Source organism: Pseudomonas sp. H3(2019) (assembly GCF_007713465.1).
Taxonomy (GTDB): domain Bacteria; phylum Pseudomonadota; class Gammaproteobacteria; order Pseudomonadales; family Pseudomonadaceae; genus Aquipseudomonas.
On record NZ_VMSG01000009.1, the window covers coordinates 51,431 to 73,369 of the forward strand.

A 21,939-nucleotide genomic window follows, 5' to 3' on the forward strand; every position below is an offset into this window, starting at 1 on the left:
CGGCCTCAAACACACAGAAGATATCCGACCTTACTCCGCAGCAACCCGCGCAAACCCCTCGCGAATCTTCTCTTCCGGCAGATCATCGGCAATAAACACGATCACACTTTCCCGCGCGTCATCCTCGGCCCACTCGGTATCCCAGTCAAAACCGTACAACTTCAGCACTCCCTGAAACACCATGCGCCGAGGTTCGCCGACAATGTTCAGCACCCCTTTGTAGCGCAGCAGTTGCTTGCCGTGGTCTTCCAGCAGTTCGTTCATGAACTCGCTGAGCTTGTCGATATCCAGCGGTTTGTCGGTCCGCAGCACCAGGCTCGAGATGCGGTCGATAGACGGCGCCTTGCCCACCGGGCGCAGGCTTACACCACCGCCGAGGTCGGCGTTGAGATTGAAACCACGCACGTCGAGCAACTCGGCCAGATCGATCTTGCCATGTTCGACGACACGGATCGGCGCCCGACGATTGATGCGGGTCAGACGTTCGCTCAGCGCGTTGAACGTCACCTCGTCGACCAGATCGCGCTTGCTCACCAGCAAGCGGTCGGCAAAGCCAATCTGCGCCTGGGCGATGGTCTGGGTCAGGTGCTGCTCGGCGTGCGCTGCATCGACCAAGGTGATGATGCCGTCGAGGATGTAGCGCTCGCGCAGCTCTTCATCGATGAAGAAGGTCTGCGCCACCGGTGCCGGATCGGCCAGGCCGGTGCATTCGATCACCAGACGGTCGAAGGCGATTTCGCCGCTGTCCAGGCGTTCCAGCAACAGGTACAGGGCCTTGGTCAGGTCGGTGTGAATGGTGCAGCAGACACAACCGTTGGACAGTGTCATGACTTGCACCGGCTCATCGCCCAAGAGCTGGGTGTCAATGCCGGCGTCGCTGAATTCGTTTTCGATCACGGCGATTTTCAGGCCGTGCTCGGCTTTGAGCAGATGACGCAGCAGCGTGGTTTTGCCGGCGCCGAGAAAGCCGCTGAGAACGGTTACCGGGATGGGAGAGGACAAACTCGATCTCCTTCAACTACACAAATAAAAATGGGAGCAGGCTTTTTGTGGGAGCGAGCTTGCTCGCGATGCAGACAACTCGGTTTATCGCCAACACCGAGGTGATGCCATCGCGAGCAAGCTCGCTCCCACACAAGTCTGCTCCCACGTCAGATCTGACAACCCGCCGTCAGCGGGTCAACAGCACTTCGGCCCACCCTTGCCACCGTAACGAGCCTCCTGACGTTCCCGAAAGAACGCCTCGTAGCTCATCACCGGTTTGTCCGGGTGCTTGGTGTGCATATGCTCGACGTAGGTGTCGTAGTCGGGCATGCCGACCATCAGGCGTGCGGCCTGACCGAGGTATTTACCGAGGCGACTCAAGTCATTGAACATGTTTGCAACCCTCGATTACGCTTCTGGAATAGCCTGGAATGGCGATTCTTTATCCGTGCGTTCTTTGCTGCCCCAGGCGGAAATACCGACCTTGATCGCATAGAACAGGATGCTGAAGACCACGAACAGGAACAGCGCCGTCAGCGTTGCGTTGGTGTAGGCGTTGTAGATCACGTGCTGCATCTGCGTGATGTCCTTGGCCGGCGCGAGGATCTGACCGTTGGCCAGGGCATCGCTGTATTTTTTGGCCAGCGACAGGAAGCCGATCGCCGGGTTGGCGTCGAACAGCTTGATGAAGCCTGCGGTGGTGGTGCAGATCAGCAGCCAGGCGGCTGGCAGCAAGGTCACCCAGATGTAGCGCTGGCGTTTCATTTTGATCAGCACCACGGTGCCGAGCATCAGCGCGATACCGGCCAGCATCTGGTTCGAGATACCGAACAGCGGCCACAAGGTGTTGATCCCCCCCAGCGGGTCGATCACGCCCTGATACAGCAGGTAGCCCCACATTGCCACGCAACCGGCGGTCGCGATCAGGTTGGCGGTCCAGGACTCGGTACGTTTAAGCGCTGGAACGAAGGAGCCGAGCAAATCCTGCAGCATGAAACGCCCGGCACGGGTGCCGGCGTCGACCGCCGTCAGGATGAACAGCGCTTCGAACAGGATCGCGAAGTGATACCAGAACGCCATGGTGTTTTCACCCGGCAGAACGCTGTGCAGGATCTGCGCGATGCCGACCGCCAGGGTCGGCGCACCGCCGGCGCGAGCCAGAACGGTGGTTTCACCAATATCCTTGGCCACCGCTTGCAGCGCTTCGGGCGTAATCGCAAAGCCCCAGCTGCTGACTGTTTGCGCGACTTGCATCACGTCACCGCCGACGATCGCCGCCGGGCTGTTCATGGCGAAGTACACGCCCGGCTCGATCACCGAAGCCGCCACCATCGCCATGATGGCCACGAAGGACTCCATCAGCATGCCACCGTAACCGATGTAACGGGCATGACCTTCACTCGCCAACAGTTTCGGCGTGGTCCCCGAAGCAATCAAGGCGTGGAAACCCGAGACCGCGCCACAGGCAATGGTGATGAACAGGAACGGGAACAGACCGCCCTTCCACACCGGCCCGGTGCCATCGATGAACTGGGTCAACGCCGGCATTTTCAGCTCGGGCATGGTGATCAGGATACCAATCGCCAGGGCGACAATGGTACCGATCTTGAGGAAGGTCGACAGGTAGTCGCGCGGTGCCAGGATCAGCCAGACCGGCAATACTGCCGCGACGAAACCATAACCGATCAGCATCCAGGTGATCTGGATCCCGGTGAAGCTGAACGCCTTGGCCCAGACCGGATCAGCGGCAATCTGCCCGCCCAGCCAGATCGAGCCGAGCAACAGCAGCACGCCGACGATGGAGATTTCACCGATGCGGCCCGGGCGGATGTAGCGCATGTACACGCCCATGAACATCGCGATCGGGATGGTCGCCATCACTGTGAAAATGCCCCACGGACTTTCGGCCAGGGCCTTGACCACGATCAGCGCCAGCACCGCGAGGATGATGATCATGATCAGGAAGCAGCCGAACAGCGCGATGGTCCCGGGAATCTGCCCCATTTCTTCACGGACCATGTCGCCCAGGGAGCGGCCGTTGCGGCGGGTCGACATGAACAGGACCATGAAGTCCTGAACGGCACCGGCCAGCACCACGCCGGCGATCAGCCAGAGCGTACCGGGCAAATAGCCCATCTGCGCCGCCAACACTGGACCGACTAACGGACCAGCACCCGCGATGGCCGCGAAGTGGTGACCGAAAAGAATGTGTTTATTGGTTGGCACGTAGTCCAGACCGTCGTTGTTGACGACAGCTGGGGTGGCTCGCAGTGGATTGAGCTGCATCACATTATTGGCAATGAACAGACTGTAGTAACGGTAAGCGACCAGGTAGATGGCCACTGCCGCGACCACAATCCACAAGGCATTGATCGCCTCGCCTCGCCGCAAAGCCACTACGCCCAAGGCACAGGCGCCTACAATTGCCAGCAACAGCCAGGGTAAGTGGCGCAGCAGGCTATTATTATTTTTCATTTTCTTATTCCAGCCAGAGTGGACAAAAAAGACAGTCACCCCGAGTTTAGCGCTACTGGCGCCAAAGACCATACCCCGACATAGGTCGTGAACCCGGCCTTGAGTGGCAGCCTGTGCGGATGCTGGTCTATAGTCAGCGAACACCCAGAGGATTGCGCCATGAGGGACCACCCCGCCAATCACCGCCGCTTCAAACGCATTGCCTTCGATGCCAAAACCGAGCTCAGCCAAGGCGAGCATCGCTGGCCGGTGAAACTGCTCGACCTGTCACTCAAGGGCCTGTTGATCGAACGCCCCGAGCCCTGGCTTGGGGACACAGAGAAGATGTTTTCGGTCGACATTCACCTGAGCAGTGACACCGAGATCCGCATGGATGTGCAACTGTCCCATGACAATAACCACCAGTTAGGCTTCGTCTGTCGGTACATCGATCTGGAGTCTGTCAGCAAACTGCGACGGCTGGTCGAACTCAACACGGGCGATCAAGCCGAACTTGAGCGGGAGCTGGGCGCGCTGATCCGCATTTGACCACCTGCGGTAGCTACGAGGGGTGTGTTTATTCGAATAGCGCGTCCAACGCCTGTTCCAGTCGCGTCACCGCGATGATCCGCAACCCGGCGGGCGCTTCCTTCGGCGCATTGCCCTTGGGCACGATGGCGCGTTTGAAGCCGTGCTTGGCAGCTTCCTTCAAGCGCTCCTGACCACTCGGCACCGGCCGCACTTCACCGGACAAGCCAACCTCACCGAACACCAACAGATCATGAGGCAATGGCCGATTGCGCAGGCTGGACATCACGGCCGCCATCAACGCCAGGTCGGATGCCGTTTCCAGCACCTTGACCCCGCCGACCACGTTGAGGAATACGTCCTGGTCGTGAGTCGGTATACCGCCATGACGGTGCAGCACTGCCAACAGCATGGCCAGACGATTCTGATCCAGGCCGAGGGTGACACGGCGCGGGTTGGCCAGGTGACTGTCGTCCACCAGCGCCTGAACCTCCACCAGCATCGGTCGCGTGCCTTCCCACGTCGCCATCACTACGCTGCCCGGCACTTCTTCCTGCGCGCGGGTGAGGAAAATCGCCGAAGGGTTGGAGACTTCCTTCAGGCCCTTGTCGGTCATACCAAACACGCCCAACTCGTTGACCGCACCGAAGCGGTTTTTCACCGCCCGCAACAGACGCAAGCGTCCATCCGACTCGCCTTCGAAATACAGCACCGTGTCGACCATGTGCTCCAGCACTCGGGGCCCCGCCAATGCGCCTTCTTTGGTCACGTGGCCGACGAGGAAAATCGCCGTGCCGCTTTGTTTCGCGTAACGCACCAGCAATGCCGCGCTTTCGCGAACCTGAGAGACGCCGCCCGGTGCCGATTGCAGTTGCTCGGTGAAAATCGTCTGGATCGAGTCGATCACCATGACCTTGGGTTTTTCCACTCGGGCCGTGGCGATGATGGTTTCGATGCAGGTTTCGGTCATGACCCGCAGTTGATCTTGCGGCAAGCCCAGACGTCGGGCACGCATGGCCACTTGCTGCTGGGACTCTTCGCCCGTGACATAAAGCGCCGGCATCCGGGTTGCGAGGTTGCACAAGGTTTGCAGAAGGATCGTCGACTTGCCGATCCCCGGATCACCGCCGATCAACACCACCGAGCCGTCAACCAGACCGCCACCGAGCACCCGATCCAGCTCACCGGACGCGGTGGAGAAGCGTGGAATTTCTTCCACGCTGACTTCGGCCAGCGTCTTGATCTGCGCCTGCTGCCCGGCCCAGCCGGTTCGACCGCTGGGGGCCGCGGCACCGCCACTTTCCACCAGGGTTTCAGTCAGGGTGTTCCAGGCCCCGCATTCGCCGCATTGGCCGGCCCACTTGGGGAAGGTCGAGCCGCACTCGGTGCAGCCGTACATGCGCTTTGCCTTGGCCATCTGAACTCCCGGAAAAAACCGCGATGATAGCTCAGCTGGACACGATCAGCGCGGCGCCGCGGTACGGATTTCGCCCGCGGCCAGACGCGCGGCGCTGTTACCCAGCGGATCCTCGGCATTCAGGTCGGCCCCCTTGGCAGCCAAGGCGTCGAGCAACTCGAGCCGTTTGAACAGGCCCGCATACATCGCCGCTGTCTGGCCTGCGCCATTACGTTGCTCCGGGTTGCAATCGGTCGCCAACAGTCGCCGGGCTATTTGCACTTCGCCCTTGAAGATCGCCCCCATCAGCGCCGTGTTGCCACGCAGGTCCTGGGCGCAGGCATTGGCCCCGGCGCCGAGCAAGCGCTCTACCGCCGCAGACTGACCATGGTAAGCCGCCAGGATCAACGCGGTGTAACCCTTGCTGTCGCGAGTCTCGAGGGAATAGCCTGCCTCGATGAACGTCTCGAGCATCGGCACATCGCCGCGACGAGCGGCGTCAAAGTAGTAATCCTGCAATTGCGCCTTGAGCGCTGCCGGATCCTTGGTCAGGTCGGCACCCGGCTCTGCATAAACGCTGCACGCCAGGCTGGCCAGAAACAGGCAAAGATACATTCGCATGGCACAGCTCCTGGGCTCTCGCACGGCACTGAGTCGTGCGAGAGCCGGTTGAGGCAATTACGATCAGTCGACCAGTTTGTCCGCGAGCGCCTTGACGCGACTCAGATCCCCCTTGGCGACCTTGGTCACGCCGGTGCCGTATTCCGGGTCAGCCTTATAGAGGAAGGACAGAATGATGTGCTTGCTTTCGTCATCCGTGGTAGCCAGCGAGCCACCAAAGCTTTCGATCAGGTCGCTACGCTCCTTCTTGCTGAACGAACGATACAGATCGCCGGCCTGCTTGAAGTTTTGCTCGCGCTGGATTTTCGCCTGCTGGGTCGTACCCGACAGCGCCGACTGGCTATAGCGTGCCGCTTGAGGCTCCTCACGTGACTCCAGACGACTCGGCTGATAGTTCACACCGCCGCTGCTGCGACCCGTGTTCATTGCTCCGTCCTGGTTACCGTTGTTCACCGTTACTTTTGGCGCATTGATCGGTAACTGCAACGCATTGGCGCCCAGGCGATACAGCTGCGTATCGGCATAAGAGAACACGCGACCTTGCAACAAACGATCTTCCGAAGGTTCAATTCCCGGCACTAGATTGGCCGGCGCCATAGCAACTTGCTCGGTTTCCTGAAAGACATTCGCAGGATTACGATTGAGCACCATTTGTCCAACTTTTCGCTCAGGGATACCCGGCCAGATCTTGGTAGCATCCAATGGATCGAAGTCAAACTTGTACAAGTCTTGAGGTTTTAGAACCTGAACGTACAAGTCCCACTTTGGAAAGTCGCCTTTATTAATATGAGCCACCAAGTCATTGGTCATATGACTGTAGTCTTGCCCCTGAACTTTGGTAACGGCTTCTGGGTCGAGGTTATTAATCCCCTGCAAACTCTTCCAATGAAACTTCACATAACTGACTTCGCCTTTGGCATTGACCAATTTATAGGCGTGAACGCCATTACCGTCCATTTCCCGGTAACTCGCCGGCGTACCGGCGTTGGAATACAACTCGGTCAACGTCCGAGTGGCTTCCGGGACATGGGAAAAGAAGTCGAACCGGCGTGAGTCATCATCCAGGTTGGAGCGAGGGTCTGGCTTGAAGGCGTGGACCATGTCCGGGAATTTGATTGCATCGCGGATGAAGAAGGTCGGGAAGTTATTGCCGACCAGGTCCCAATTGCCGTCTGCGGTGTAGAACTTGGTGGCAAAGCCTCGTGGATCGCGCAGGGTTTCCGGGGAATGGTTGCCGTGCACCACCGCTGAAAAACGCACGAACACCGGCGTCGTCTGGCCAGCGGCAAAGACTTTGGCCTTGGTCAGGTCACTGAGATCATCGGTTACCGTGAAACTGCCATGGGCACCCGTGCCGCGGGCATGTACGACCCGCTCCGGGATGCGTTCGCGATCAAAGCGCTGGAGTTTCTGGATCAGTTGCACGTCCTGCAACAGCACCGGACCAGTGGCCCCCGCGGTCTGCGAGTTCTGGTTGTCGCCCACGGCGGCACCGTTATCGCGGGTCAGGGTCGCCGCGTGAACGGAGAATGACAGCAGGCTGGCGGTCAAGACGCCGAATACACGGCGATGGGAAAAAGCCCCTCGGCTAATGGCGGTGGTCATGTCGAACTCCTCTGGTTTTGTGCAGCGCATCCAGGTGCGCTGAACAGAGGCTAGTGACCAGACAGTCAAAACATAAATAGAAAGAACACAACGAGTCGATTGAGAGTTTTTTCTGGTCTATCTGTGGGGTGGCGGGTATTTCGCGTGCGATTGATGGCACTTTGAAAACTATTGACCGCCAATCGGGTCGATAGCAGCGAACGCTATAAGAAGTTGTGTCGAGCAAGACCCGACGTGCTGATTTACACTGCGTTCACCAACCTCATCTGTAACAAGGAATAACCTATGGGCGTGCTCAATGAGTTCAAGGCCTTCGCGGTCAAAGGTAATGTGGTCGACATGGCCGTCGGTATTATCATCGGCGCCGCGTTCGGCAAGATCGTTTCGTCGTTTGTCGGCGATGTTGTCATGCCGCCAATCGGCCTGCTGATCGGTGGGGTGGACTTCGCGGACCTCTCGGTCACGCTGAAAGCGGCACAGGGCACTGTCCCGGCCGTGGTGCTGGCCTACGGCAAATTCATCCAGAGCATCATCGACTTCCTGATCGTCGCGTTCGCGATCTTCGCGGGCGTGAAAGCCATCAACCGCCTGAAGCGTGAAGAAGCTGTGGCGCCAAGCCTGCCGCCGGTTCCGACCAAGGAAGAAGAGCTGTTGAGCGAGATTCGCGACCTGCTCAAAGCACAGAACAACAAGCCCTGAAGGCTGCGTTGCGAAATAAACGGCGCCTGATGGCGTCGTTTTTCATTACCAGTAATTTTCCACAGCCACCTGACCGGGTCGCCGAGTCAGACTCAGTTGCATGCCGCGCTCTTTCAGCAGGCTGCGTGTGTCATCGATCATCTGCGGATTTCCACAGAGCATCACTCGCGAATGTTCGACCGTGATGGCGACACCAGCCACCCGCTCCAGCTCGCCATTTTTGATCAACCGGGTGATACGCCCGCTCAACGCTGGCGGATGCGGCTCACGGGTGACCGTGGTGATAAATTGCAATTTATGGGCGTGTTCCGCCAAATACTCACGCTCATCCAATTCAGCAATCAGCGCCTGATATGCCAGCTCCCGTGCTTCGCGCACGCTATACACCAGAATGATTCGCTCGAACTTCTCCCAGACCTCGAAGTCCTGCAGGATCGACAGAAACGGCGCAATACCCGTCCCCGTGGACAATAACCAGAGATCACGGCCATCGACGAAGCGATCAAGGGTCAGGAAACCAAAGGCCTGACGGTCGACCATCAAGGTATTGCCCACCTCCAGACGACTCAGCTCGCTGGTAAATTCGCCACCCGGAACGACGATGGAAAAGAACTCAAGAAATTCATCATGGGGTGAGGACACCATGGAATAGGCACGCCATACCGTACTGCCGTCAGCCTTGGTAACCCCTAAACGAGCAAATTGCCCGGCCCGAAAACGAAATCCCGGATCTCGCGTGGTACGCAGCGTGAACAGGCTGGGGGTCAATGGCTGGACATCGAGCAGGGTTTGACGGGTGAACTTCTCTGCGCTGGCGGTCATGGGGCGCTCCATTGGTCTGGTCGCTCCAGTGTCCCGCAAAGCCGGACGAAGAAACACCGCCGATTTGCAGTGGTATTAATCAACAGACGACGAACTGTTAACCAAAGAGTTAAAGGCAGGGTTCACGGCTATAAAGATGAAGATAGTTTTAATATCTCTACAGATAACGGACGAAGTCTAATGCTCTGTACAGGTTCTGTTCTCCTAAGAACCGGTTATTCATTTGAAGAATCCATCAAGAACAAAAATTCACTTCACATATGTAAGATTCATCCTACAATCGTGACGTGAAAATTGGATCCAATAAATGCCAGTGCCTACGAAGTGAAATACAAGGAGCGCTTTCTATGGATACCTGGAAGGAAAATCAGCTAAAACTGTTGATTTGCGAGTTAAATATTGAAAATGCTTACAAAATAGCACTCGGTTTCTTTAACAATCTTGGCTACGAATATTGTGCGTTTTCGATGTTTTCTCATGCACCAACCCACTGTTTTAACAAGGTAAATCTTAATAATTACTCAACCAGCTGGAACACCCATTATGAGCAAAACAATTACTGCGCGACAGATCCGACAGTGGCCCATTGCAATCACTCAATGCTACCTATCCTCTGGGACAGCGAGACCTTCAGCAACGTCCCCGAACTGCGGCGCGAACTCGCACATGAAGGCATGCAATATGGTTGGGCACTACCGGTACATGACCTGAACCACCACAACAGCGGCATGCTCAGCGTCGCCCGAAGCCATTGCCGTATCACCGCGTATGAACTCTATGAAAACCTCGGTTATGCAACGTTCATCAGTCATAAGCTGCATGTCCTCGCGTTGCAAAAGCTGGCCTGCAAGACTCAGGGCGGCTTAAGCGCGACTCAATTATCGACGCGAGAAACGGAGGTGCTGAAGTGGTCTGCGCAAGGCAAGACCGCATCGGAAACCGGGCTCATCCTGAACCTCACCCCACGTACAGTAAATTTCCACATGGGCAATGCGATCAAGAAACTGGGGGTCACCAACAAAATTTCTGCGGTGGTGCAGGCTGCGAAGTGCAAATATATCTGAGCCACAACCAACGCCCCTGCCTGTCATTGCTGACCTCGACGGTAAAACCTGCGAGTAATCCGACGGAAAAAAACGTACCATTTACACCCCTTCTGAGTGATGAAGCGAACGACACCGCAACGCAGTTCACTCAGGCGGTCCCGTCCAGCATTGAATACGTGCAAAACCGCGGGACACCCGTTGATTACCCAGAGTCCCCGCCCCATGCCCCTGCTCGAAAGCCCCTTCGCCCAACTTGACCTGATCCGCCAGCCCGAACAGCAGAACGAACCGCTGCAAGCGTTCGATGCAGCCGACGAGTACCTGCTCAATCATCTGGCCGAACAGCAGCCCAGCGCCGATACCCGGGTGCTGGTGCTCAATGACAGCTTTGGTGCGCTGGCGGCGAGCCTTGTCGGTAAGGTTCAGGTCACCAGTAGCGGTGATTCGTTTCTCGCAGCCCTGGCATTGGAAAAGAACCTGGTACGCAATGGCCTTCCCTTTGATGCCGTGTCAGTGCTACCGGCTAGCGCGCCACTGGTCGGTCCGTTCGATCGGGTACTGATCCGCGTCCCCAAAACCCTGGCGTTGCTGGAAGAGCAACTGATCCGCCTGCAAACGCAACTGGCACCTGGCGCGCAAGTGGTTGCCGCGGCCATGATCAAACACCTGCCACGGGCTGCCGGTGATCTGCTGGAGCGCCACATCGGCCCGGTGCAAGCGTCGCTTGCAGTCAAGAAAGCCCGCTTGCTGATTGCCACTCCCGGCGCCAGGCAACCCGCGCAGTCGCCCTACCCGACTCGCTACACGCTCGACGAGCCGGCAATCGAGCTACTGAACCACGCCAATGTGTTTTGTCGCGAAGGCCTGGACATCGGTACCCGGGCATTTCTCCCTCATCTGCCGAAAAACCTGGGTAGCGCGCGAGTCGCCGACCTGGGTTGTGGCAACGGTGTATTGGCCATCGCCAGTGCCCTGCAAAACCCTCAAGCCCACTACACGCTGGTGGACGAATCGTTCATGGCCGTGCAATCCGCCACCGAAAACTGGCAGGCCGCCCTCGGTGAACGCGAAGTCATCGTGCGGGCGGGCGATGGTCTGGCCGGGCAGGAGCCGCAGTCGCTGGACGTGGTGCTGTGCAATCCACCCTTCCATCAACAACAGGTGGTCGGTGACTTCCTCGCCTGGCGGATGTTCCAGCAGGCTCGCGAATCACTGGTGGTGGGCGGCGCGCTATACATCGTCGGCAACCGGCATCTGGGTTATCACAGCAAACTGGCGCGGCTGTTCCGCGGTGTCGAGCAGGTCGCGGCAACGCCCAAATTCGTGATCCTCAAGGCCCGTAAATAAAGGCCAACTCCCAGGCAAAAAAAACCCTCCAGCGGAGGGTTATAAATCCGTGCCGCAAAGCACGGGATGGGATGTTCGGGTCGATCAGTGAGTGGTCAGGCCAGCAGCGTTCATGAACATGCGCATCAGGCTGGCCACGACAAACAGCGCCAATACGCTGCCGGTCCAGATCATTGCCAGCCAGCCAAGCCGCTGCCAGAGCGGCTTCTTCTCAGCCTGTTCGATTTCCTGCAAAGAGTGTTTATTAGCCATTGCCCCGGTCCTCGGTCTGGGTTTGATGGCGCCTTTCAAGACGCCATCGCGAGCAAGCTTTGCTCCTGCTAGTGGTAACCGTCGTCATGGGTCACCTTGCCGCGGAACACGTAGTAGCTCCAGAAGGTGTAGCCCAGAATGAACGGGATGATGAACAGGGTGCCGACCAGCATGAAGCCTTGGCTTTGCGGCGGGGCGGCGGCGTCCCAGATCGAAATCGACGGCGGCACGATATTCGGCCACAGGCTGATACCCAGACCGCTGTAACCGAGGAAGATCAGCACCAGGGTCAACAGGAACGGCGTGTAGTGGGCATTACGGGCCACAGCACGTATCAAACCGTACAGGGTCACCAACACCAGGATCGGCACCGGCAAGAACCAGAACAGGTTCGGCAGGGTGAACCAGCGCGCAGCAATCTCGGCATGGGCCAGCGGAGTCCAGATGCTGACGATACCGGTCACCGCCAGCAGCACCAACGCCAGCGGTCGTGCCAGGTTGTGCATCTGCTCCTGCAACTGGCCTTCGGTTTTCATGATCAGCCAGGTGCAGCCGAGCAGCGCATAAGCGACGATCAGCGCCACACCGCAGAACAGCGAGAACGGTGTCAGCCAGTCCAGCGTGCCGCCGGCGAACTGCCGATTGACCACCGGGATGCCGTCGATAAATGCCCCCAGCGCCACGCCCTGAAAGAACGTCGCCGTCAGCGAACCGCCGATAAAGCACTTGTCCCAGATGTGTCGCTTGTGGTCCTTGGCCTTGAAGCGGAACTCGAAGGCCACACCGCGGAAGATCAAGCCGATCAGCATCAGGATCAGCGGCAGGTACAACGCCGACAGCACTACCGAATACGCCAGCGGGAACGCGCCGAACAACGCCGCACCACCCAATACCAGCCAGGTTTCATTACCGTCCCAGACCGGCGCGACGGTGTTCATCATCACATCGCGGTCGCGGTCGCCCTTGATGAAGGGAAAGAGAATGCCGATTCCCAGGTCAAAACCATCCATGACCACGTACATCATGATGCCGAAGATGATGATCACGGCCCAGATCAGCGGAAGATCAATACCCATGACTCAATTCCCCTTGTTCAGGCTGTGGCTGTGATCACCGTTATCGTCGGCCGCGGAAAGCGGACGGGCCGGCGTGCGTTGCTGACCAGGGCCACCGTGGCTCGTTTCAGCACCTTCGTTGATCTTCGGCCCTTTGCGCACCAGGCGCATCATGTAGCCAAGGCCGACGCCGAACAGCGAGAAATACACCACGACGAACAGCGCCAGGGTAATGCTCATTTGCAGGAAACTGTGCATGGATGAAGCATCGGCAGTGCGCATCAGCCCGTACACCACCCACGGCTGACGGCCGATTTCAGTGGTGAACCAACCGGCGAGTATCGCGATCAGGCCCGATGGCCCCATCCACAGCGCCAGGTAGAGGAATGCACGGTTCGAATACAGCCTGTCACGCTTGCGCAGCCACAGACTCCACAGACCGGTAAAGATCATCAGGAAGCCCAGCCCGACCATGATCCGGAACGACCAGAACACAATGGTCGAGTTCGGCCGGTCTTCGGGCGCGAACTCCTTGAGTGCCGGGACCTGTTTGTCCAGCGAGTGAGTCAGGATCAGGCTGCCCAGGTACGGAATTTCGACTGCGAACTTGGTCTTCTCGGCTTTCATGTCCGGCCAGCCAAACAGGATCAGCGGGGTCGGCTCATTGCCGACGTTTTCCCAGTGACCTTCAATCGCGGCGATTTTCGCCGGCTGATGCTTGAGCGTGTTGAGGCCGTGGAAGTCACCGATCACGGCCTGAATCGGTGCAACGATCAAGGCCATCCACATGGCCATCGACAGCATGGTGCGAATCGCCGGGTTATCACGGCCGCGCAACAAGTGCCAGGCGGCTGACGAGCCGACAAAGAAGGCAGTGGCCACAAAAGCTGCAGTGGCCATGTGCATCAAGCGGTACGGGAACGACGGGTTGAAAATCACCGCCAGCCAGTCCACCGGAATTACCTGGCCGTTAACGATTTCGTAGCCCTGCGGGGTTTGCATCCAGCTGTTGGAGGCAAGAATCCAGAACGTCGAGATCAGCGTGCCGATGGCCACCATGACGGTGGCGAAGAAGTGCAGCTTGCGCCCGACCCTGTTCCAGCCAAACAGCATGACGCCAAGAAAACCGGCTTCGAGGAAGAACGCCGTAAGCACTTCATAGGTCAGCAGCGGCCCGGTGACGGAACCGGCAAAGTCCGAGAAGCGGCTCCAGTTGGTGCCAAACTGATAAGCCATGACCAATCCGGAGACCACCCCCATGCCGAAGTTGACGGCAAATATCTTCGACCAGAAGTGGTACAGATCACGGTAGGTATCGTTGTGGGTCTTCAGCCACAAGCCTTCAAGCACCGCCAGGTAACTCGCCAGGCCGATGGTGATCGCCGGGAACAGGATGTGAAACGAGATGGTGAACGCGAACTGAATTCGGGCGAGATCAAGTGCCTCCAAACCGAACATAAGTCTTCCTCTGTCTGGTAATACGGCTGCTGGCTGGAAGCCTGCACCCACCGCCCCCACGGTTATGGAGTGTGGCGAATTCAAATTCGTTGTTTTTTACAACCATCGCAACGCAGGGAGTCTGGCCATCTGGCCGCCAGAGCAAATCCACCAAGGGTTTTGATCTGGATCAAGTAACGATGAAAGAGTAGTCCCATTTTCAGCGCCCGACTGTGTGGTCTTTTGCCGCGTGACAGGTTGCCTCACCGTTCTGTTCAGGGCTGCGGTATTCGCTGTGGCGAAGGTACGACGCGGGCTTCAGGATAGGTGTCTAGCTAACTAAATTTCCCGCACACGCAACTTCAGGTTACAACTTGGTGATAATCTCGATTTTTCCTCGTTCAGACCTGCCTGCCGATGCCGACCCAAGCCCCGCTGTTGTTGCGCCATCACCGCCCGTTCATTGCGTTCTGGCTGGCGCGGGTGTTTGCCGCCAGCAGCTTCCAGATGCTGACGGTGGCTATCGGCTGGAACCTCTATCAACTCACCGGTAACGTGCTGGACCTGGGCCTGGTCGGGCTCGTGGGGTTCGCGCCACGGGTGTTGTTCATGCTCCACACCGGGCATGTGGCGGACCGTTATGACCGGCGCAAAGTCGCGGCCATCTGCCAGTCTTTGCAGGCGATGATCGCCCTCGCCCTGGCGATTGGCAGCGCCACTGATCACGTCACCCGCGAGATGATCTTCATCCTCGCGTTCCTGCTCGGCGCCGCCCGTTCATTCGAAATGCCGACCACCCAGGCGTTATTACCGACGATTGTCCCCAGTGCACTGTTTCCGCGCGCAGTGGCCGCGTCCCAGTCGGCTCAGCAGTCAGCCACCATCGTCGCGCCAGCGCTGGGTGGTTTGCTGTATGCCTTCGGCAGCGTCTGGGTGTATGGCCCGACGGTGATTCTGTACCTCATCGCCTGCACCCTGATGCTCAACCTGCCCGCACGGCAAACCCCGCTGAACAAGGGCAAGGCAACGCTGGATTCGTTGCTTGCCGGGGTTCGCTTCATTCGCAACCGCCCGGACATTCTCGGGGCGATCTCACTGGATTTGTTCGCGGTGTTGCTCGGAGGCGCCACGGCGCTGCTGCCGGTGTTTGCCAAGGACATCCTGCTGACCGGTCCCTGGGGGCTGGGCCTGCTGCGCTCGGCGCCAGCGGTCGGGGCCTTGTTGATGTCGTTATGGCTGGCGCGGTTTGCCGTGGAACGCAACGTCGGACGGGTCATGTTCACGGCCGTCGGGGTGTTTGGCGTCGCGACCATCGCCTTCGGCCTGTCGACCTCGTTCTGGTTCTCGCTGGCGGTGCTGGTGGTGCTCGGCGCAGCCGACATGATCAGCATGGTGATCCGCGCGTCCTTCGTGCAACTGGAAACCCCGGACGAAATGCGCGGCAGGGTCAGCGCGGTGAACGGTTTGTTCATCGGTGCTTCGAACCAGTTGGGTGAATTCGAATCCGGACTCACCGCCCACTGGTTCGGCACCGTACCGGCGGTGGTCATGGGCGGAATCGGTACGCTGCTGGTCACCGGGACGTGGATCAAACTGTTCCCGACCCTGGCACAGCGCGACCGCATGCATGTGCCGGTGGATGAGCCGAAGGCCTCAATGGAGCCCGCTAAACCAGCAACTCTGATGCCACCGCAGCCCTGACGGCCTTGCCACACAGTCGTTCAACCAGCACCAACGCAAACGCCAGGGCTGCGCTCGAACCTTGGGCGGTGATGCAGTTGCCGTCGATGACCACCGGTTGATCGACGAATGTGCAGCCGAGCAAATGATGGCTGGCGGCGGGCAGGCAGGTCATGCGCCGCTGACGCAATACGCCAAAGGCTTGCAGCGCCAGCGCCGGTGACTCGGCGATACCGGAAAACAGGCGCCCGGCGGCGGATTGATCCTGGACCAGTTGCAACAAAGGTTGATGAGCGGCCAGGCGCTGAGCGCCGACGGCGCCACCCGGCAAAACGACCAGATCGAACGGTTGCGCCAACACATCGACCAGCATCGCGTCGGCGGTCAATCGAGTGCCACGGGCGCAGGTGAGCATGCGCCGTGATTCGATGCTCGCCACCACCACTTCGACTTTCGCACGGCGTAACACGTCGATCAGTGTCACGGCTTGCAGGTCGTCGATACCTTCGGCAAGGGTAATCAGGGCTCTAAAGGTCATGGTCCGCGTCCACAGGGTGATCCTTAAAGCGTAGTCAGCTTTGCTGACAGATGTTCGAGCCTGCTGTTACCAGTGAAAGTTACTTGATGTACAGCTGCGTCGACAGCGTATTGCCCGGTGCATTGATCGAGGTATTACTGAAGGTGAAAGTGCCTTCCTGCTTACCTGCCAGATCAAAGGTGTAGAGGTTGCCGACGATTTTGCTGGCCACGCCGGAGCATTCCGTCAGATTGCCGTTGCCATAGGCGCAGACAGGCGCCCGCACGCCATTGACTTCAAAGCCGTCCAGCGTTGCATTCGGCAGGCGGCCGTAGCCGATCTCCAGCACGTAGATCTTGATGCCGGGGCCGGCATGATCGCACTGCGTCTTCTCCTGCCCTGGCGCAATATCTTCAATGCCGCAGGAGGTCGACTGGACCTTGAGGACCTTGACTTCGCTCAGTGGCGGTGCAGACGCTGCCAGTGCGGTGTGCGCACCGAACAACATGGCGCCAGACAGGCCAAAAGCCAGAATCATCCTGTTCTTTATAGAAGACATATCCACTCCCAAAACCAGCGCGCAGTATGCCCCACTCCCTCAAACTGCAAAACATCGCCGACGATCAACGCCATTAGGCAGCCATAGCCGCACACGGCTGGTATGATGCGCGGCTTTTTCCGACCGATAGAAAATACTCAGGTGCCTGGCACGGCCTGTGCTTTGCTGTTGAAGTCGATACATTCACGGCGCCGGGCGCGCCACGGGGAGCAGACATGCTGGAAAGGCTGTTTCAACTCAAGGCACACAACACCAACGTGCGTACCGAGATTCTTGCCGGTATCACGACCTTTTTGGCCATGGCCTACATTCTGTTCGTCAACCCGAGCATCCTCGGCGAGACCGGCATGGACAAGGGCGCGGTGTTTGTCGCGACGTGCCTGGCAGCGGCCATCGGCTCGACGACCATGGGCCTGATCGCCAACTACCCGATCGCCCTGGCACCGGGCATGGGCCTGAACGCCTTCTTCACCTACACCGTGGTGCTGCACATGGGCCACACCTGGCAAGTGGCGCTGGGGGCGGTGTTCATCTCGGCGGTCATGTTTTTCGTGCTGTCGATCTTTCGCATCCGCGAATGGATCATCAACAGCATCCCGCTGGCGTTGCGCTCGGCGATTGCTGCCGGTATCGGTCTGTTCCTGGCGCTGATCGCCCTGCACAACGCGGGCATCGTGGTCAGCAACCCGGCGACCATGGTTGGCCTCGGCGACCTGAAACAACCGGCACCGATCCTCGCGACTCTGGGTTTTGCACTGATCGTCGCCCTTGAAGCACTGAAAGTGCGCGGTGCGGTGCTGATCGGCATCCTGGCCGTGACCATTGCGTCCATCGCCCTGGGCTTCACACCGTTCGGCGGCGTGATGGCCATGCCACCTTCGCTGGCCCCGACCTTCCTGCAACTGGACATCAAGGGCGCGCTGGACATCGGTCTGGTCAGCGTGATTTTCGCCTTCCTGTTCGTTGACCTGTTCGACAACTCCGGCACCCTGATCGGCGTCGCCAAGCGCGCCGGCCTGATGGACAAGGACGGCCACATGCCGAAAATGGGCCGTGCGCTGATCGCTGACAGCACCGCGGCCATGGCCGGCTCCCTGCTGGGCACCTCGACCACCACCAGCTACATCGAGTCGGCTGCGGGTGTCAGCGCCGGTGGCCGTACCGGCCTGACAGCCGTCGTGGTGGCCATTCTGTTCCTGCTGGCGTTGTTCTTCGCACCTCTGGCCGCCAGCGTACCGGCCTTCGCCACCGCGCCCGCTCTGCTGTTCGTCGCCGTACTGATGACCTCGGGCCTGGCGGAAATAGACTGGGACGACATCACCGTTGCCGCGCCAGTGGTCGTTACCGCGCTGGCCATGCCATTCACTTACTCCATCGCCAACGGTATCGCGTTCGGGTTCATTTCCTGGACCGCCATCAAGTTGCTGTCCGGTCGCGGCCGTGAACTGAACTCGGCGTTGGTGGTTCTGTCGATTCTGTTCGTGATCAAGTTGGGTTGGTTCAACGCATGACTTTCGATTTCCAGACTTACACGGCTCAGCTCGAAGAAAAGACCACGCGCCTGCGTGACCTGCTGGCGCCGTTCGATGCACCAGAACCTGCGGTGTTCGACTCGCCGCTGGCGAACTTTCGCCTGCGCGCCGAATTCCGCTTGTGGCGCGAAGCCGGCCAGCGTCACTACGCGATGTTCTCTCAGGAAGACAAACGCACACCGATCCTGATCGAAGAGTTCCCGATCGCAAGCCTGCGCATCAACCAGTTGATGCCGCAGCTCAAGGCCGCCTGGCAAGCCAGCGCCGCCCTGAGCCACAAGCTGTTTCAGGTGGAGTTCCTGACCACCCTGGCCGGCGATGCGATGATTACCTTGTGTTATCACCGTCCGCTGGACGAGCACTGGCATGCGGCGGCGTCGAAACTGGCCGCGGACCTCAACGTCAGCGTGATCGGTCGCTCCAAGGGCAAACGCGAAGTGATTGGCCATGATTATGTGGTCGAGAAACTTGAAGTCGGCGGTCGTACCTTCAGCTATCGCCAACCGGAAGGCGCGTTCACCCAACCAAATGGCACGGTGAACCAGAAGATGCTCAACTGGGCTTACGACGCTCTGGGCGATCGTTCCGACGATTTGCTGGAGCTGTATTGCGGCAACGGCAACTTCACCCTGCCGCTGGCGACCCGCGTGCGCAAAGTGCTGGCCACCGAAATCAGCAAGACCTCGGTGAATGCAGCATTGAGCAATCTCAGTGAAAACGCTGTGGATAACGTCACCCTGGTGCGTCTGTCTGCCGAAGAGCTGACCGAAGCGCTGAATGAAGTTCGCCCGTTCCGCCGTTTGCATGGCATCGATCTGAAGAGCTACGAGTTCGGTAGCGTGTTCGTCGACCCACCGCGCGCCGGCATGGACCCGGACACGTGCGAACTGACCCGACGCTTCGAGAACATCCTGTACATCTCGTGCAATCCGGAAACGCTGGCGGCCAACATCGCCCAATTGCACGACACCCACCGCATCACCCGCTGCGCGATGTTCGATCAGTTCCCGTGGACGCACCACATGGAATCCGGGGTCTTGCTGACCCGACGTTGATTGCACACGCTCATGACAAAACAGCCGTCTTGATGACGGCTTTTTTGTGAGTGGCGCCTGCGACTGTCCGATCATCGAACACTTATTGCCGTCTTGCGAGGCTTGCCGCTCAGGTTCAATTGACCAAATTAACCGGCTGGTACAATTTATCTCCATAGGCGGGTCACCCTCGACCCACGCCCACAATAACAATGGAGAACGCCCTGATGCCCCCTATCGTTCTGGTGCTCAACGGCCCGAACCTGAATCTGCTTGGCACCCGTGAGCCAGCGACGTATGGCCATGAAACCCTGGCCGACATTTCGGCCTTGTGCGGTCGCGCCGCCGCAGAGTTCGACCTGGCAGTGGAGTTTCGCCAGACCAACCACGAGGGCGAATTGCTCGACTGGATTCACTCGGCACGCGGTCGTTGTGCCGGAATCGTGATCAACCCGGCGGCCTGGACGCACACTTCGGTCGCGATTCGTGACGCGCTGATCGCCAGCGAGTTACCGGTGATCGAAGTACACCTGTCCAATGTGCATGCTCGCGAACCGTTCCGTCACCATTCGTTCGTGTCGGCCATCGCCACCGCCGTCCTCTGCGGATTCGGCAGCCACGGCTATCGCCTGGCGCTGGAGCATTTCAGTCAACGCTTGAAGGGATGAGCCACATGTCGCAGAACAACACGGTACTCGCAGGACTCATCGGCGCCGGTATCCAGGCGTCTCGAACCCCGGCGCTGCATGAACGCGAAGGTGATGCCCAAGGCCTGCGCTACCTTTATCGGTTGATCGACCTCGATCAACTGAAACTCGACAGCGGCGCCCTTCCCGACCTGCTGATATCGGCGGAACGGATGAACTTTACCGGTCTGAATATCACCTTTCCGTGCAAGCAGGCGATCATCCCGCTGCTCGACGAACTCTCACCGGAAGCCCGAGGTATCGGTGCGGTAAACACCGTGGTGCTCAAGGACGGAAAACGCATCGGGCATAACACCGACTGCCTCGGTTTCGCCGAAGGTTTTCGCCGTGGCTTGAAGGATGCTGCCCGCGAGCGCGTCGTCCAAATGGGCGCTGGTGGTGCGGGGGCTGCGGTGGCCCACGCGCTGTTGAGCGAAGGCGTTCAGCAATTGAGTATTTTCGACGTGGACGTCAGTCGTGCGCAAAGCCTTGCGAACAACCTCAATCAGCATTTCGGCAGCGGCCGGGCCTGTGCCGGCAGCGATCTGCCGAGTGCGTTGGCGCAGGCCGATGGGCTGGTGAACACCACGCCGATGGGCATGGCCAAACTGCCCGGCATGCCAGTGCCGGTGGAGTTGCTGCGGGCCGAATTGTGGGTCGCGGAGATTGTTTACTTTCCACTCGAAACCGAACTGCTGCGCAACGCTCGTGCCTTGGGCTGCCGTACTCTGGATGGCGGCAACATGGCCGTGTTTCAGGCGGTGAAGGCCTTTGAGTTGTTCAGTGGCGTGGTGCCGGATGCACAGCGGATGCTCGCGCACTTTCAAAGCATGAATGGTTGACGACCACGGCCTTCTTGATGATCGTTCCCACGCTCTGCGTGGGAATGCAGCCCATGACGCTCTGCGTCACCATCAAGAGCGGACGCGGAGCGTCCAGTGAGGCATTCCCACGCAGAGCGTGGGAACGATCTGCAATCTGCTGGCTTGAGCTTCACGCCTGCAAATAACGCAGCACTGACTCGCAGATCATCTGGCGATGACGCTGCTTGATCGTTTCGTCCGGCAAGTCGATCTGAAAAATCTCGCCAAAGGTATGACGGTTCGACACCCGGTAAAAACAGAACGAACTGATCAGCAAATGCACGTCCAGCGGGTCCAGCCCGATGCGGAATACGCCCTCCTCGGCACCGCGCTGCAGAATCACGCCCAGCGAATCGAGGATCGTATTGTTCATTGCCTTGATCGCTTCGGACTGCTTCACGTACTCGGCATTGTGAATGTTCTCGATGCAGACGATGCGCACAAAATCGACGTTGCGGTCATGGTGATCGAAAGTGAACTCCACCAGCCGCCGGATCGCCTCGCGCGGTTCCAGCTCAGCCAGGTGCAAGCGACTTTCAGTGCTGCGGATATCGCCGTAAAGCTTCTCCAGCACCTCGACGTAGAGCTGTTCCTTGCTACCGAAGTAGTAATAGATCATCCGCTTCGAGGTGTGGATACGCTCGGCGATTGCATCGACACGAGCGCCGGACAGGCCCTGCTGGACGAACTCGACAATGGCTTCTTGAAGAATGTTCTCGCGGGTCTTTTCCGGGTTGTTCTTGCGACTCTTGCGCGGCTCGATCAAGGGTTCGTCGGGCGCGACGGTGAGTTCTGTGGTCATTCTCATTCCGGGCTCATGGC

General features: G+C 58.9%; 22 protein-coding genes. 9 read left to right on the forward strand and 13 right to left on the reverse strand.

Annotated elements, in window-relative coordinates; genetic code table 11:
- Nucleotides 1-30: 30 nt before the first annotated feature.
- The 3 genes from yjiA to FPT12_RS11210 all read right to left on the reverse strand — a co-directional run bounded on the left by yjiA (nt 31) and on the right by FPT12_RS11210 (nt 3,459).
- Nucleotides 31-1,002 (reverse strand): GTPase, encoded by a 972-nt coding sequence (yjiA, locus tag FPT12_RS11200; protein WP_145016314.1) that lies wholly within the window; start codon nt 1,000-1,002, stop codon nt 31-33.
- A gap of 177 nt (nt 1,003-1,179) precedes the next feature.
- The gene (locus FPT12_RS11205) at nt 1,180-1,377 is read right to left on the reverse strand and encodes a YbdD/YjiX family protein (protein ID WP_071553229.1); all 198 of its coding nucleotides are present in this window, start codon (nt 1,375-1,377) and stop codon (nt 1,180-1,182) included.
- A gap of 15 nt (nt 1,378-1,392) precedes the next feature.
- Nucleotides 1,393-3,459, reverse strand: coding sequence for a carbon starvation CstA family protein (locus tag FPT12_RS11210; RefSeq protein ID WP_145016315.1), 2,067 nt, complete (start codon nt 3,457-3,459; stop codon nt 1,393-1,395).
- Between the two features lie 159 nt (nt 3,460-3,618).
- Here FPT12_RS11210 and FPT12_RS11215 point away from each other — a divergent pair, with 159 nt between their 5' ends.
- Nucleotides 3,619-3,987, forward strand: coding sequence for a PilZ domain-containing protein (locus FPT12_RS11215; RefSeq protein WP_145016316.1), 369 nt, complete (start codon nt 3,619-3,621; stop codon nt 3,985-3,987).
- Between the two features lie 28 nt (nt 3,988-4,015).
- Here the strand turns inward: FPT12_RS11215 and radA are convergent, their stop codons facing one another.
- The 3 genes from radA to katB form a co-directional block, all read right to left on the reverse strand.
- Complete coding sequence (radA, locus tag FPT12_RS11220) at nt 4,016-5,383, reverse strand: DNA repair protein RadA (RefSeq protein WP_019691594.1); 1,368 nt, start codon at nt 5,381-5,383, stop codon at nt 4,016-4,018.
- Between the two features lie 45 nt (nt 5,384-5,428).
- On the reverse strand, nt 5,429-5,983 hold the full coding sequence (locus FPT12_RS11225) for an ankyrin repeat domain-containing protein (protein ID WP_145016317.1): 555 nt from the start codon (nt 5,981-5,983) through the stop codon (nt 5,429-5,431).
- Between the two features lie 63 nt (nt 5,984-6,046).
- Nucleotides 6,047-7,588 carry a catalase KatB gene (gene katB / locus FPT12_RS11230; RefSeq protein WP_145016318.1) on the reverse strand — a complete coding sequence of 514 codons (1,542 nt, stop codon included), beginning with the start codon at nt 7,586-7,588 and terminating at the stop codon, nt 6,047-6,049.
- Between the two features lie 285 nt (nt 7,589-7,873).
- On the opposite strand from katB, the gene mscL reads away from it, so the two are divergent.
- Nucleotides 7,874-8,287, forward strand: a complete 414-nt coding sequence (gene mscL, locus FPT12_RS11235; protein WP_145016319.1) for a large-conductance mechanosensitive channel protein MscL — start codon at nt 7,874-7,876, stop codon at nt 8,285-8,287.
- A 45-nt stretch (nt 8,288-8,332) separates the two neighbouring features.
- Here the strand turns inward: mscL and FPT12_RS11240 are convergent, their stop codons facing one another.
- Nucleotides 8,333-9,109 (reverse strand): ferredoxin--NADP reductase, encoded by a 777-nt coding sequence (locus FPT12_RS11240; RefSeq protein ID WP_145016320.1) that lies wholly within the window; start codon nt 9,107-9,109, stop codon nt 8,333-8,335.
- A 347-nt stretch (nt 9,110-9,456) separates the two neighbouring features.
- Between FPT12_RS11240 and FPT12_RS11245 the strand changes: the two genes are divergently transcribed.
- Together FPT12_RS11245 and FPT12_RS11250 are read left to right on the forward strand one after the other, a co-directional pair.
- The gene (locus FPT12_RS11245; protein WP_145016321.1) at nt 9,457-10,173 is read left to right on the forward strand and encodes an autoinducer binding domain-containing protein; all 717 of its coding nucleotides are present in this window, start codon (nt 9,457-9,459) and stop codon (nt 10,171-10,173) included.
- 204 nt (nt 10,174-10,377) lie between these two features.
- Nucleotides 10,378-11,502 carry a methyltransferase gene (locus FPT12_RS11250; protein WP_145016322.1) on the forward strand — a complete coding sequence of 375 codons (1,125 nt, stop codon included), beginning with the start codon at nt 10,378-10,380 and terminating at the stop codon, nt 11,500-11,502.
- Nucleotides 11,503-11,586: 84 nt separating this feature from the next.
- On the opposite strand, the gene FPT12_RS11255 is transcribed toward FPT12_RS11250, so the two are convergent.
- The 3 genes from FPT12_RS11255 to FPT12_RS11265 form a co-directional block, all read right to left on the reverse strand.
- Nucleotides 11,587-11,754, reverse strand: coding sequence for a DUF2474 domain-containing protein (locus FPT12_RS11255; protein ID WP_123423563.1), 168 nt, complete (start codon nt 11,752-11,754; stop codon nt 11,587-11,589).
- A gap of 68 nt (nt 11,755-11,822) precedes the next feature.
- Complete coding sequence (gene cydB / locus FPT12_RS11260; RefSeq protein ID WP_145016323.1) at nt 11,823-12,830, reverse strand: cytochrome d ubiquinol oxidase subunit II; 1,008 nt, start codon at nt 12,828-12,830, stop codon at nt 11,823-11,825.
- Between the two features lie 3 nt (nt 12,831-12,833).
- On the reverse strand, nt 12,834-14,267 hold the full coding sequence (locus FPT12_RS11265) for a cytochrome ubiquinol oxidase subunit I (protein ID WP_145016324.1): 1,434 nt from the start codon (nt 14,265-14,267) through the stop codon (nt 12,834-12,836).
- Nucleotides 14,268-14,663: 396 nt separating this feature from the next.
- Here FPT12_RS11265 and FPT12_RS11270 point away from each other — a divergent pair, with 396 nt between their 5' ends.
- A complete protein-coding gene (locus tag FPT12_RS11270) occupies nt 14,664-15,947 on the forward strand; it encodes an MFS transporter (RefSeq protein ID WP_145016325.1) in 1,284 nt (427 codons plus the stop codon).
- Here FPT12_RS11270 and FPT12_RS11275 read toward each other — a convergent pair.
- Nucleotides 15,913-16,464 carry a DJ-1 family glyoxalase III gene (locus FPT12_RS11275; RefSeq protein ID WP_145016326.1) on the reverse strand — a complete coding sequence of 184 codons (552 nt, stop codon included), beginning with the start codon at nt 16,462-16,464 and terminating at the stop codon, nt 15,913-15,915. The two genes, FPT12_RS11270 and FPT12_RS11275, sit on opposite strands and share 35 nt — an antisense overlap.
- Before the next feature lie 79 nt (nt 16,465-16,543).
- Nucleotides 16,544-17,002, reverse strand: coding sequence for a DUF4879 domain-containing protein (locus FPT12_RS11280; protein ID WP_256676704.1), 459 nt, complete (start codon nt 17,000-17,002; stop codon nt 16,544-16,546).
- Between the two features lie 215 nt (nt 17,003-17,217).
- Between FPT12_RS11280 and FPT12_RS11285 the strand changes: the two genes are divergently transcribed.
- The 4 genes from FPT12_RS11285 to FPT12_RS11300 all read left to right on the forward strand — a co-directional run bounded on the left by FPT12_RS11285 (nt 17,218) and on the right by FPT12_RS11300 (nt 21,096).
- Nucleotides 17,218-18,513, forward strand: coding sequence for an NCS2 family permease (locus FPT12_RS11285; RefSeq protein WP_145016327.1), 1,296 nt, complete (start codon nt 17,218-17,220; stop codon nt 18,511-18,513).
- Nucleotides 18,510-19,589, forward strand: coding sequence for a tRNA (uridine(54)-C5)-methyltransferase TrmA (gene trmA, locus FPT12_RS11290; protein WP_145016328.1), 1,080 nt, complete (start codon nt 18,510-18,512; stop codon nt 19,587-19,589). The genes FPT12_RS11285 and trmA overlap by 4 nt, the downstream gene beginning before the upstream one ends.
- A gap of 206 nt (nt 19,590-19,795) precedes the next feature.
- The gene (gene aroQ / locus FPT12_RS11295) at nt 19,796-20,236 is read left to right on the forward strand and encodes a type II 3-dehydroquinate dehydratase (protein WP_145016329.1); all 441 of its coding nucleotides are present in this window, start codon (nt 19,796-19,798) and stop codon (nt 20,234-20,236) included.
- Between the two features lie 5 nt (nt 20,237-20,241).
- Nucleotides 20,242-21,096: a shikimate dehydrogenase gene (locus FPT12_RS11300; RefSeq protein WP_145016330.1), complete on the forward strand. Its 855-nt coding sequence runs from the start codon at nt 20,242-20,244 to the stop codon at nt 21,094-21,096.
- Between the two features lie 151 nt (nt 21,097-21,247).
- On the opposite strand, the gene FPT12_RS11305 is transcribed toward FPT12_RS11300, so the two are convergent.
- Entirely contained in the window at nt 21,248-21,925 is a 678-nt protein-coding gene (locus tag FPT12_RS11305) for a TetR/AcrR family transcriptional regulator (protein WP_145016331.1), read from the reverse strand.
- Nucleotides 21,926-21,939 lie beyond the last annotated feature (14 nt).

Coding starts and splice junctions, on each gene's coding strand:
- trmA (WP_145016328.1), top strand. CDS start 18,510: ATGACTTTCGATTTCCAGACTTACACGGCTCAGCTCGAAGAAAAGACC.
- FPT12_RS11300 (WP_145016330.1), top strand. CDS start 20,242: ATGTCGCAGAACAACACGGTACTCGCAGGACTCATCGGCGCCGGTATC.
- katB (WP_145016318.1), bottom strand. CDS start 7,588: ATGACCACCGCCATTAGCCGAGGGGCTTTTTCCCATCGCCGTGTATTC.
- FPT12_RS11275 (WP_145016326.1), bottom strand. CDS start 16,464: ATGACCTTTAGAGCCCTGATTACCCTTGCCGAAGGTATCGACGACCTG.
- FPT12_RS11250 (WP_145016322.1), top strand. CDS start 10,378: ATGCCCCTGCTCGAAAGCCCCTTCGCCCAACTTGACCTGATCCGCCAG.
- FPT12_RS11285 (WP_145016327.1), top strand. CDS start 17,218: ATGCTGGAAAGGCTGTTTCAACTCAAGGCACACAACACCAACGTGCGT.
- FPT12_RS11270 (WP_145016325.1), top strand. CDS start 14,664: ATGCCGACCCAAGCCCCGCTGTTGTTGCGCCATCACCGCCCGTTCATT.
- FPT12_RS11215 (WP_145016316.1), top strand. CDS start 3,619: ATGAGGGACCACCCCGCCAATCACCGCCGCTTCAAACGCATTGCCTTC.
- FPT12_RS11225 (WP_145016317.1), bottom strand. CDS start 5,983: ATGCGAATGTATCTTTGCCTGTTTCTGGCCAGCCTGGCGTGCAGCGTT.
- FPT12_RS11305 (WP_145016331.1), bottom strand. CDS start 21,925: ATGAGAATGACCACAGAACTCACCGTCGCGCCCGACGAACCCTTGATC.
- FPT12_RS11205 (WP_071553229.1), bottom strand. CDS start 1,377: ATGTTCAATGACTTGAGTCGCCTCGGTAAATACCTCGGTCAGGCCGCA.
- radA (WP_019691594.1), bottom strand. CDS start 5,383: ATGGCCAAGGCAAAGCGCATGTACGGCTGCACCGAGTGCGGCTCGACC.
- FPT12_RS11255 (WP_123423563.1), bottom strand. CDS start 11,754: ATGGCTAATAAACACTCTTTGCAGGAAATCGAACAGGCTGAGAAGAAG.
- FPT12_RS11280 (WP_256676704.1), bottom strand. CDS start 17,002: ATGTCTTCTATAAAGAACAGGATGATTCTGGCTTTTGGCCTGTCTGGC.
- FPT12_RS11265 (WP_145016324.1), bottom strand. CDS start 14,267: ATGTTCGGTTTGGAGGCACTTGATCTCGCCCGAATTCAGTTCGCGTTC.
- FPT12_RS11210 (WP_145016315.1), bottom strand. CDS start 3,459: ATGAAAAATAATAATAGCCTGCTGCGCCACTTACCCTGGCTGTTGCTG.
- FPT12_RS11245 (WP_145016321.1), top strand. CDS start 9,457: ATGGATACCTGGAAGGAAAATCAGCTAAAACTGTTGATTTGCGAGTTA.
- FPT12_RS11240 (WP_145016320.1), bottom strand. CDS start 9,109: ATGACCGCCAGCGCAGAGAAGTTCACCCGTCAAACCCTGCTCGATGTC.
- aroQ (WP_145016329.1), top strand. CDS start 19,796: ATGCCCCCTATCGTTCTGGTGCTCAACGGCCCGAACCTGAATCTGCTT.
- cydB (WP_145016323.1), bottom strand. CDS start 12,830: ATGGGTATTGATCTTCCGCTGATCTGGGCCGTGATCATCATCTTCGGC.
- mscL (WP_145016319.1), top strand. CDS start 7,874: ATGGGCGTGCTCAATGAGTTCAAGGCCTTCGCGGTCAAAGGTAATGTG.